At 67.3% G+C, this 10,644-nt stretch carries 8 protein-coding genes and 2 pseudogenes; 5 read left to right on the top strand and 5 right to left on the bottom strand.

Translation table 11 applies throughout. From position 1 onward, the window contains the following. The 4 genes and pseudogenes from KZA10_RS02535 to KZA10_RS17650 form a co-directional block, all read right to left on the bottom strand. Window positions 1-262, bottom strand: a 262-nt coding sequence (locus tag KZA10_RS02535; protein WP_218682091.1) for a hypothetical protein, incomplete at its 3' end; no start/stop codon positions are given. A gap of 174 nt (window positions 263-436) precedes the next feature. Then, window positions 437-1,621, bottom strand: a complete 1,185-nt coding sequence (locus KZA10_RS02530; RefSeq protein WP_218682090.1) for a serine hydrolase — start codon at window positions 1,619-1,621, stop codon at window positions 437-439. 91 nt (window positions 1,622-1,712) lie between these two features. Then, a pseudogene (locus tag KZA10_RS02525) lies at window positions 1,713-2,864 on the bottom strand (FAD-binding dehydrogenase); the annotation flags it as partial. Window positions 2,865-2,925: 61 nt separating this feature from the next. After that, a pseudogene (locus KZA10_RS17650) lies at window positions 2,926-3,633 on the bottom strand (LamG-like jellyroll fold domain-containing protein); the annotation flags it as partial. 1,065 nt (window positions 3,634-4,698) lie between these two features. On the opposite strand from KZA10_RS17650, the gene KZA10_RS18570 reads away from it, so the two are divergent. The 4 genes from KZA10_RS18570 to KZA10_RS02500 all read left to right on the top strand — a co-directional run bounded on the left by KZA10_RS18570 (window position 4,699) and on the right by KZA10_RS02500 (window position 7,527). Beyond that, window positions 4,699-5,079: a UTRA domain-containing protein gene (locus KZA10_RS18570; protein ID WP_308289572.1), complete on the top strand. Its 381-nt coding sequence runs from the start codon at window positions 4,699-4,701 to the stop codon at window positions 5,077-5,079. A gap of 72 nt (window positions 5,080-5,151) precedes the next feature. Continuing rightward, window positions 5,152-6,615, top strand: a complete 1,464-nt coding sequence (locus KZA10_RS02510) for a DUF3375 domain-containing protein (RefSeq protein WP_055872658.1) — start codon at window positions 5,152-5,154, stop codon at window positions 6,613-6,615. Beyond that, window positions 6,608-7,270, top strand: coding sequence for a DUF4194 domain-containing protein (locus tag KZA10_RS02505; RefSeq protein ID WP_055868619.1), 663 nt, complete (start codon window positions 6,608-6,610; stop codon window positions 7,268-7,270). The genes KZA10_RS02510 and KZA10_RS02505 overlap by 8 nt, the downstream gene beginning before the upstream one ends. A 2-nt stretch (window positions 7,271-7,272) precedes the next feature. Beyond that, entirely contained in the window at window positions 7,273-7,527 is a 255-nt protein-coding gene (locus KZA10_RS02500) for a hypothetical protein (protein WP_218682092.1), read from the top strand. 5 nt (window positions 7,528-7,532) lie between these two features. Here the strand turns inward: KZA10_RS02500 and KZA10_RS02495 are convergent, their stop codons facing one another. After that, window positions 7,533-8,339, bottom strand: a complete 807-nt coding sequence (locus tag KZA10_RS02495) for a CPBP family intramembrane glutamic endopeptidase (protein WP_218682089.1) — start codon at window positions 8,337-8,339, stop codon at window positions 7,533-7,535. Between the two features lie 102 nt (window positions 8,340-8,441). Between KZA10_RS02495 and typA the strand changes: the two genes are divergently transcribed. Further along, a complete protein-coding gene (typA, locus tag KZA10_RS02490; RefSeq protein ID WP_053095568.1) occupies window positions 8,442-10,355 on the top strand; it encodes a translational GTPase TypA in 1,914 nt (637 codons plus the stop codon). Window positions 10,356-10,644: the final 289 nt, after the last annotated feature.

The following is a 10,644-nucleotide window of genomic DNA, read 5'->3' as shown; positions in this document are numbered from 1 at the left end:
GCACGGCTCCAGCGAGCAGCGGCAGCGCTGGTTCGCCGAGGGCTACCAGAACGGACTGGGAGTCTGCGAGCAGGCGCTGACCCTTCCCGCTGACCAGCTGGATCCGTGATCCCGGCACACGAGTGAAACCCTGCCGCCCGCGACGCAGAAGCACGTGGCCGCGCCGCAGCGCGACGATCCTGCTCACGAGGGCGCTGATCCCTCCCAGCACCAGGACCGCGCCGAGAAGTTCCAGAAGCGGGAACAGCCAGAGGTCGATCACCCAGTACTGCCAGTTTGACGGAGCCCCCGAGCAACGCGGGAGTGAGGGGGATGACCAGCCCCGCGACGATCACGAGGATGAGCGGGAAGAGTCGGAGCAGGAGTCGCGGTGTCCGTGCGGACCGCCTTCCCGCCGCCCAGCGGGGAGCGCGAAGAGCCGTCACGAGGAGCAGGGTCAGAGCGACCGCGGCAAGGACCGACAGGATGCTGTTCGCGACGCCCAGAGGGTTCTCGTAGGGCTTCGGGGCACGCCCTCGGATTCCGCGATCAGATTCTGCGCCAGCTCGCCGGGGGAGCCGACTCCGTTCGTGAGCACAACGACAGCTCTTCCCGTCTCGGGGGCGAAGGCCATGGACCCGGTGAACGTGGCCAGAGTGCCCCCGTGCGAGACGAAGCCAGATGCATCCCCTCCATCCGGGGCGAGGTGCTGCCAGCCGAGACCATACGGTGCAGCGTTGGGCTGCACCGCGTGGAGCTCGTCGAGCAGCGGGCGCTCCAGCAGTGCCGCACCGACCGTGCCCTGGTTGAAGCGGAGCCACTGCACCATATCGGCGAGCGTCGACACCACGCCGCCGTTGCCTCCGCAACGACCCGGCATCTCCGGCATCACGTACGCGAGACCCAGCACCACGGAGAAGCCGGGCGCGAGCTCATCCACAGTCCGGTCGCAGGCGTCCACGCTCAGCGAGTCGTGCATGCCCAGCGGCACGAAGAGACGCTCCCGAAGGAAATCATCGAGAGGCTGCCCCGACACGATCTCGACGATGCGGGCGGCGAGCGAGTAGTTCGTGTTGTGGTACTCGAATCGCACTCCCGGTTCCGCGACCAGTCGGCGCTCCCTGAGCTCGGCGATGACCGCCCGCGTGGTCCGCGGCGCGGGCAGCGCGAACTCGTCGTTCGTCTGCAGCGACAATCCCGAAGTATGGGACAGCAGCTGGCGGATCGTGATGTGCTCGTACCTCGCATCGGCCATCGTGAACTCCGGCAGGCGCTCGACGACGCGGTCATCGAGTTCCACTGAGCCGTCCTGGACCAGCAGCATGATCGCCGTCGCCGTCATCGACTTGCTCATCGACGCGATCCGGAACCGCGTCTCCGGCGTGATCGCGGCTCCGGCGCCGTCACGACCGCGCACGATCAGATCGACGTCTCCGTCGGAGATCACGGCCGCGGCGATCCCGGGAGTCGCGAACGTCTCCGTGTACGCCTCGACCGTCCTGGAGGCAGTCGTCGGGGTGTCCGCGGTGACAGTGGGAACAGCGCGGCTCGCGAGCAGTGTCGACAGGAGTCCGAGGAGCAAGAGGATGCGCACGAGCCCACCGTAAGCAGCACGGCCGGGCGGTTCGACGTGGAACGCCATGTCTTCGGGATACCCCGAACAAGTGCGACGGATCCCCGGAACGACGCCACCAGGAGAACTGGGGCCCGTGCCTCGGACCTCGCCCCGCGACTCAGACGGCGAGTGCGGCTGCGCGCCCCGCGGTGCGACCGGAGAAGAGGCAGCCGCCGAGGAAGGTTCCCTCGAGTGCCCGGTAGCCGTGCACGCCGCCGCCGCCGAAGCCGCTCGCCTCACCGGCCGCGTAGAGACCCGGGATCGTTTCGCCTGCGGCGTTCAGGGCGCGGCCCTCAAGATCCGTGTTGATACCGCCGAGGGACTTGCGCGTGAGCACATGCAGCTTCACGGCGACGAGCGGCCCCGCCGTAGGATCCTGAAGGCGGTGCGGGGCTGCGGTCCGGATGAGCTTGTCGCCGCGGTAGCCGCGCATCGACCGCAGCATGCCGATCTGCGCGTCCTTCGTGAAGTCGTTCTCCATCTCGCGGTCACGAGCCACGACCTCGCGCCGGACGTTGTCGAGGTCGAGGAGTTCGCCGCCAGGATGCTTCTGCATCTGTTCGAGCAGCGAGTCGAGATCGTTCTCGACGATGAAGTCCTCGCCCTCGTCGAGGAAGGACTGCACCGGACCCGTCGGTCCCTTGGCGAGGCGGGATTTCAGGAGGAGTCCGACATCCTTCCCCGTGAGGTCGGGGTTCTGCTCGCTGCCGGACAGGGCGAACTCCTTCTCGACGATCTGACGCGACGTGACGAACCAGGAGTGGTCGTGGCCTGTCGTGCGCAGGTGCTCGAGTGTGCCGAGGGTGTCGAAGCCGGGGAACAGCGGCACGGGGAGCCGCTTTCCCGTAGCGTCCAGCCACAGAGACGAGGGGCCGGGCAGGATGCGGATCCCGTGCGAAGGCCACACCGGATCCCAGTTGGAGATGCCCTCGACGTAGTGCCACATGCGGTCGCCGTTGATCAGGCGGGCACCCGCGACTTCGCTCACACGATGCATCGAGCCGTCGACATATGCCGGCACCCCTGTGAGCATATGGGCGGGTGCGGTGCCGAGTAGTTCGGGCCACGCTGCTCGCACGAGGTCGTGGTTGCCGCCGATCCCTCCTGAGCAGACGATCGTGGCGGTCGCCGAGATCTGGAACTCGCCGATCACCTCGCGAGACGATGGCACCCCGCGCTCCGCACCGCTGGTTGCGAGGATGTCCCCTCGTGCACCCGTGACGGTGCCGTCCGTGACAGTCAGCTCGCCGACGCGGTGACGCGGAAGGATCACACATCCGCAGGTCGTCCATGTCGAGACCGATGCCGTAGCTCTTGCTGCCGTCGACGCCCACGAGCATGTTCAGACCACTGGTCATGCTGCCGATGCCCGCGATGCTCATCTCCTTGGCCAGCACGCCGTCCAGGTAAGTGCTCGCCACGTTGCGCGTGCGATCCACGGTCACGGTCATGTGGTGCCACGAACCCCGGTAGTCGCCGACATCACCGGTCGCATATACGCCGTTCGTGCCGTCGCCGAGGGTGAACTCGAGCTTGCCGGTGTTGGTTCCCTGCGGCGCGAGGTTGATGCCGGAGCGGTACCAGTTCGCCCAGTTCTTGTTGCTGATGATCGCGCCGTAGCCGCTGACTCCTGTGACCTTCGTCCAGAAGCCGATGGTGAGGTCCTTGTCCGTGCCGAGATCGAACTCGGGGCGGGACCCGAGGTCGATGTAGTTGCTCGCGCCGCCGCCGATGCGTACCGCCGTTCCCGACGCGCCGGGGCGGTCGGTGTCGACATAGGAGACCGATCCGACCGGCTTCGCCGCGGGAGCCGTGCCCGCATGTGCGCCGGTGTCTCCGAGGTCGCCCTCGAAGGCGAGGTGCAGGAATTCGCCGTCCGGCGCAGGCGCGGGCGCCGCCGGGAAGTCGGGGAAGACGAGCTCGCCGGCCGTGCGCACGATGCCGGTGAGCGGTTCGGACGCGTTCCGGAAGTCATCGTAGGCGGTGACCGTGACGGTGTAGTTCTTCGCCGCCTTCAGGCCGCGGATGTCGAAGCCCATCGTGCTCGGGGTCATGTAGAACCGCGAGTACGCCTTGAACGAGCCGGCGACGGACTTCGGGGCGTTGCTTCCGAAGTCGGGCACCTGATTCGCCGTGAACGGCACGGGGTTGCCGGCCTGGTCGCGGATCTCGACCTCGTAGTGGTTCACGAGCTCATCGTCCTTCGCCTGATCGAAGCGCAGCGTGAAGGACTCCTCTGTGATGTCGCTCGCGGTCACGGCAGCGGCACCCCACCACGGTGCGACCGTGCTGCGCTGATCCGCGGTGTACGTGAAGCCGCTCTTGCCCTCGGTCGTGTCGATGACCCAGGGCATGCCGATCCACCGCTGATGGGTGACATCGAAGCGGCGGATGACCGTGCGCCCGTCGGTGAGCACAGACACGAAGTTCGCGCTCTTCTGCGGGACCCCGGCGGCGGCATCGCCCTGGTTGCCGCCGAAGTAGCCGCCGCCGATGAAGTCAGCGGGGACATCTTGGTAGATGTAGTTCATCGACGCGTTCTCGTAGACCGTGAAGTCCCTCTGGAAGATGCTCGTCTCCGGGTTCGATGAGAAATGGGTGTGCGCGGAACCCAGCATCACCTGCGGGTAGTCCGCGAGGATGCGCTGCAGATCGGGTCCTGCCATGTCGTAGTCGGCATGGAAGGGGCCACCCAGCGAGGTGCCGGCGTACCCGCTGTGGATCGAGACGAAGATCGGCGAGGCCGGGTCGTAGTCGGGCTTCGCCGCGATCTCCTGGAGCGTGCTGCGGAGGTAGGCCTGGTAGCCGGAGCGCTGGCCGCTGTATCCGAACGTGTTCGTGCCGTTGTAGTCGAGGCCGATGAAGTCGATGCCCTCGATCGTCGTGTGGAAGTTGCTCACGTAGCCGGTGTCGGCGTTCGGGTAGAACCACTCCGGCGCACCGGCGGGCGCGTTCGAGCGTGCGGCCTCGAACGTCGTGCCCATCAGATCGGCGATGTCGTGGTTGCCCTGTGTCAGAAGCACCGGCGACTCCGGGAACGTCTCGCGCATGACGCGTTCGACCGCGCGGTACCAGCCGGCGACCTTCTCGCTGTCGCCGGCGAGGTGAGCGGAGTACTCGGGATCGTTCGCGCCGTGCGCGACGTCATGCTGGAGCGCACCTCCTATCCCGACTGGATCGCCGATCGGGTCGCCGCGATCGCGGACGACGAAGCCTCGGTCGTCGAGGCGCTCACTCGCGACTTCGGTGTCGTGACCGCCTTCGCCGAGCACGCCATCGACGCTGTCCCGGTCTCCAGTGCGGACGCCACCCTGCTCAGCGTCCGTCGCGCGAGCCCGCTGCTGCGTGTGCGCCGGGTGAGTTACGCCTCGGCCGGTGAACCGATCGAGTACGGGGAGGATCGCTACCTTCCGGATGCCGTGACGTTCCTAGTCACGGCATCGCGGGAGAGCACGCCGCTCACGCGTACCGAGTTCTCGCAGTAGATCCGGGGCCTGCCCGGGCACCAGGCCCGCGTCGCGTCCGGCGACGTCGAGGGCGCCGAGTAATGTGAATACGTGACAGGAACACGAGCAGAAGCGGCATTCTCCCGCGCTGTCACCGCATTCAGCACTCCGACGCTCGATCTGCTGCACGGTCGCTTCGCGCCCTTCGTGGTGGCCTCGCTCTCGCTCCTGTTCACCGCCGACCGGGCATCCATCCCGATCGCCGATGCGCAGGCCGAGCTCTCCGAGATCCTCGACGAGTTGCGGGGAGCAGGCGACGATGAGGACGACCGTCGGGTACCGGCGGGGACGGGACGCGACGTCGCCAGGAACTGGGTGCGGCTGGGCTGGCTGGTGCAGCAGATCGATGAGGACATCGAGGTGTACCGGCTGTCCGCACACGCGGTGGAGGCCCTGGAGATCGCGGGACGCACGGGAGGAGGCCGCACGCGTGTCTCCAACTCACGGGTGCGCACGCTCCTCGAAGCCGTGGAGCATCTGGCCGACAGCGCCGAGGCCGATCCCCTTCGCCGGCTCGCCCGTCTGCGTGAGGAGCGCGCCGCGCTCGACGCCGAGATCGACCGGATCGAGGAATCGGGCCGGGCCGATCCACTGGACGACGAAGAGCTCTACGAGGAAGCCGAGAACGTGCTGCATCTGGCGCGCGAGCTCCCGGCCGACTTCACACGGGTCGCCGAGTCCCTCAAGCTGATGCAGCGCGACGTCGTCGCCCATCTGCGCCGCGACGAGCGGCCGACGGGTGAGGTGCTCCGCGAATACCTCCAGCGCGCGCAGGACGTGATGAACTCGACGCCGGAAGGGCGCGCGTTCGCCGGTGCCCTGAGACTCATCGGCGATCCGGACCGCATCGATGCGCTCACCGAACAGCTGCACGGCCTGCTCCGGCAGCCGTTCGCCCGCATGCTCGACGCCACCCAGCGTGCCGAACTCGATGCGATCGGGCGTCGGGTGGAACTCGGCGTCGAGGAGGTCCTCGCCGCGCAGCGGCGGGCATCCCACGTCATCACCGGCCAGGTGAAGACCCATGATCCGCTGCGGGACCGTCAGATCGACGACCTGCTCCGCGACGTCATCGCCGCGCTTCACGTCTGGGATGGCACGGGGGCGAGCGCCGCGCCGGTGCGCAGCCTCCCGCTCATCGATCTGGGTCACCTCAGACAGACGGTGAGCAGCATCCGCCCTCCCGCCGTCCCCGCCCCGCTCGCGGATGCCGAGGATGTCGAGTTCCCCGATGTCGACACGCGAGCGTGGGGTGGTCCGAGGTATGCGGAGCTCGAAGAGTACGTCTCGAACCTCGGCCCGGAGTTCGATCTCGCGACCGCTTTCGAGGACGCCGCCGACGACACCCGCCGGCCCGTCGACCTCGTCGGACTGCTCGAGATCGCTCATCGCAACGGCATGACCGAGAGCGATGCGGTCTCGGTCGTCGAGGCGCTGCGTCCCGACGGCTCGACACGACGTTTCGCGTTCGGCGCCGTCACGGCGCGCAACCCGAAGGAAGAAGCACATGCCTGAAGAGAGCCTCGTGACGGAAGCGCCGGTGGACGACGCGTTCATCGCCCCCGTCCCGATGGAAGACGACATCGAGGAGCACTTCGCGGGTGATCGAGGGACGCTCGATCCCGAGATCCGACGGCTGCTCGCGCACATCCTCCAGCGTCGTTTCATCGCCGCGGAGCGCAATCGTCGGGAGTGGACGCTTCTGCTCGACCACCAGCAGGTGATCGAGTCGCGGCTGAACGACCTCTACCTCCGCCTGGTCGTCGACCACGGTCGCGGTTTCGCCTACAAGCAGCAGTTGCGCTCCGATGAGATCGACATGCCGGTGCTGCTGAAGGACGCACCCTACACGCGAGCGGAGACCCTGGTGCTGGTGCATCTTCGGACGGTGTATCAGCGCGAGTCCGCCGCCGGTGAGGCATCCGTGCGCATCGACATCGAAGACCTCGAGCAGACGGTGCTCAGCTACTTCACCGACGTCGACGGGGGCACGGCCCGACAGCAGAAGGCTATCCGGAACGCGATGGACCGTCTGGATCGAGAGGGCATCGTCCAGGAGGAGACCAGTGGGCGCTATCGGATCAGTGCGCTCGTCGAGGTCGTCCTCAGCGCCGAGACCCTGAAAGAGCTTCGCGATTGGCTGCGGTCGCAGGAAGTGGTGGAACGATGACCATGGTCGACACGCTCTTCGGACTCATCCCCGCGGGGTCGCGGGGACAGCAGTGGGTCGCGGAGGAGCTGCAGCTGATCAACTGGGGCGGATACGACGCCGGCCCCCATCGTGTGCGCTTCTCACCCGACGCGACCCTGCTCTGCGGGGACACGTCGATCCGTCGCACCTGGGACGCCCCCGCGCTCATCGCACTCGCCGTGATCGTGCTCTGGGCGATCGGGGCGATCATCGTCGCCGGCACCGCCTCATCCTGAGCTGATCAGCCGGGCAACCCGAACAGCGCGGGCCAGGTGGCCGCCGCCCACGGGTACCCCACGAACGCGGCGGCGTCGATGACGAAGTGCGCCACGAGGAACGGCATCAGCCGGCCCGACCGCTGATACAGCCATCCGAAGAGCAGGCCCATCGCGAGGTTGCCGATGAACCCCGGATACCCCTGGTAGAGGTGGTAGCTGGCCCGCAGGACCGACGTGGAGACGATGATCGTCCACGGGCTCCAGCCGAGCTGCCGGAGCCGCGTGAAGAGGTATCCGAGCAGGACGAACTCCTCCTGCAGCGATGCCCGCGCCGCTGCCAGCAGCAACACCGGCACGGTCCACCAGTAGGCGTCGATCCCGGCGGGGTCGATCGCGACCGTGAGCCCGAGAGCCCGGCCGGCTAGGTACAGGCCGAGGCCGGGGATGCCGATCGCCAGGACGAGGAGGACACCGCGACCTGCATCCTTCGCGACCCCCGTGCCGTCGAGCCCGAGTCGCGCCAGGTGCGGGCGTCGGGACTGCCACAGCAGGAAGCACACCAGCAGCACGGGCACGAGCGAGAAGCCGATCGCGAGCACCTGGTAGATGAGGTCGAAGATCTCCCTGTCGCTTCGCGAGGGATTGAGCTTCGCCACCTGCTCGGCGAGCGGCACCTCGTCGGTGAGGCGGTAGGCGAGCTGCACGATCGCGTACACGGCGGACTGGCCGAGGCCGAGAGCCAGGACGATCGCGATCTCCACCCACAGCCGGGCACGGGACGGGGCGGGGGAGAGGTCGGGGAGGTCCCACGGAGCCTGCGGTCGGGTCACGATCTCGATGCTACGACCTGCTTTTCAGGAACAAGCCCTGAGCTTGCGTTATCCTGGAACGTCGGCTTCCCGGCGAAACCCCACATCTTTTAGGACACCTGTATGGCGCACGCCCTCCGTTCTGACCTCCGCAACGTCGCGATCGTGGCGCACGTCGACCACGGCAAGACCACTCTCGTCGACGCCATGCTGCGTCAGACGGGCTCCTTCGGCGAACACGCTCACGTCGACGAGCGCGCCATGGACTCGAACGATCTGGAACGTGAGAAGGGCATCACGATTCTCGCCAAGAACACGGCGATCACGTACAAGGGCAAGCACGCCCAGGGCAAGGAGATCACGATCAACGTGATCGACACCCCCGGTCACGCAGACTTCGGTGGCGAGGTCGAGCGCGGCCTGTCCATGGTCGACGGTGTCGTGCTGCTCGTCGACGCGAGTGAGGGCCCGCTGCCGCAGACCCGCTTCGTGCTGCGCAAGGCGCTCGAGGCCAAGCTTCCCGTCATCCTCCTGGTCAACAAGACCGACCGCCCCGACGCCCGCATCGCGGAGGTCGAGGAAGAGGCGCACGACCTGCTGCTGGGTCTCGCCTCCGACCTGGTCGACGATGTTCCCGACCTCGATGTCGACGCTCTCCTCGACGTGCCGGTCGTCTACGCCTCCGGTCGTGCCGGTGCCGCATCGCAGAACCGTCCTGCCGACGGATCGCTGCCGGACAACGACGATCTCGAGCCGCTGTTCGAGGCGATCCTCGAGCACGTTCCCGCGCCCGCGTACGACGACGAGCACCCGCTGCAGGCCTGGGTCACCAACCTCGACTCCAGCCCGTTCCTCGGCCGTCTCGCACTGCTGCGCGTCTTCAACGGCACGCTGAAGAAGGGCCAGACCGTGGCCTGGGTCCGCGCCGACGGCACCCACCAGAACGCGCGCATCACCGAGCTGCTGAAGACCCGTGCCCTCGAGCGCTACCCCGCCGATTCCGCCGGCCCCGGCGACATCGTCGCCATCGCCGGCTTCGAGAACATCACGATCGGCGAGACCATCGCCGACCCCGAAGACGTGCGTCCGCTGCCGGCCATCACGGTCGACGACCCCGCCATCTCGATGACCATCGGCACCAACACCTCGCCCCTCATGGGCAAGGTCAAGGGTCACAAGCTCACCGCTCGCATGGTCAAGGACCGTCTCGACAAGGAGCTCATCGGCAACGTGTCGCTCAAGGTCGTCGACATCGGGCGTCCGGATGCGTGGGAGGTGCAGGGCCGTGGAGAGCTCGCGCTCGCCATCCTCGTCGAGAACATGCGCCGCGAGGGCTTCGAGCTCACCGTCGGCAAGCCGCAGGTGGTCACGAAGAAGATCGACGGCAAGACCTACGAGCCGTTCGAGCACCTGACCATCGACACTCCGGAGGAGCACCTCGGAGCGATCACCCAGCTGCTCGCGAACCGCAAGGGTCGCATGGAGAACATGACCAACCACGGCACCGGCTGGGTGCGCATGGAGTTCATCGTTCCGTCGCGCGGCCTGATCGGCTTCCGCAGCGAGTTCCTGACCACCACTCGCGGCACCGGCATCGCGAACGCGATCTCGCACGGCTACGAGCCGTGGGCCGGTTCCATCACGACGCGTCAGAACGGCTCGATCGTCGCCGACCGTCAGGGTGTCGTCACTCCGTTCGCCATGATCGCCCTGCAGGAGCGCATGTCGTTCTTCGTGCAGCCCACGCAGGAGGTCTACGAGGGCATGGTCATCGGCGAGAACTCCCGCGCCGACGACATGGACGTCAACATCACCAAGGAGAAGAAGCTCACCAACATGCGTGCGGCGAGCTCCGACACCTTCGAGTCGATGACGCCTCCGCGCCAGCTCACGCTGGAGGAGAGCCTCGAGTTCGCCCGCGACGACGAGTGCGTCGAGGTGACCCCCGAGGTCGTCCGCATCCGCAAGGTGAACCTCGACGCGAACACTCGTGCGCGTGAGACCGCCCGCCTGAAGCGCCAGGACGCGAACGTCTGAAACCCGTCTCGGAGATGCTCCGAGTGAGAGGGCCTCGTGCCGCCGCAAGGCGCGCATGGGGCCCTCTTCTCATGTAAATCCCAGGTGAGGGATGGTTTTCGTTCAGGTTCATGGTTCAGAGTGGTTCACTTGCGCCTGGGACGAGCTCCCGATGAGTCTCCTGCGAGCGACTGGTGATGCCGTACCGGTCGCGGTACGCGGCCACGGTTCGCGCCTGCCGTCGCCACACGGTCCCAATGCGCTGCTCTACTGGCTTCTCTCCGAACGCAAGCGTCCATTCCTCACCCCC

This window comes from Microbacterium sp. BF1, assembly GCF_019279095.1.
GTDB classification, from domain to species: Bacteria; Actinomycetota; Actinomycetes; order Actinomycetales; family Microbacteriaceae; genus Microbacterium; species Microbacterium maritypicum.
The sequence above is the reverse complement of the archived record's forward strand: the minus strand, read 5'-3'. Positions and strand labels throughout refer to the sequence as shown.

What these genes read in the sequence shown, in the direction of transcription:
- KZA10_RS02530 (WP_218682090.1), bottom strand. Translation starts at nt 1,621, where the DNA reads ATGGCGTTCCACGTCGAACCGCCCGGCCGTGCTGCTTACGGTGGGCTC.
- KZA10_RS02505 (WP_055868619.1), top strand. Translation starts at nt 6,608, where the DNA reads ATGCCTGAAGAGAGCCTCGTGACGGAAGCGCCGGTGGACGACGCGTTC.
- KZA10_RS02500 (WP_218682092.1), top strand. Translation starts at nt 7,273, where the DNA reads ATGGTCGACACGCTCTTCGGACTCATCCCCGCGGGGTCGCGGGGACAG.
- typA (WP_053095568.1), top strand. Translation starts at nt 8,442, where the DNA reads ATGGCGCACGCCCTCCGTTCTGACCTCCGCAACGTCGCGATCGTGGCG.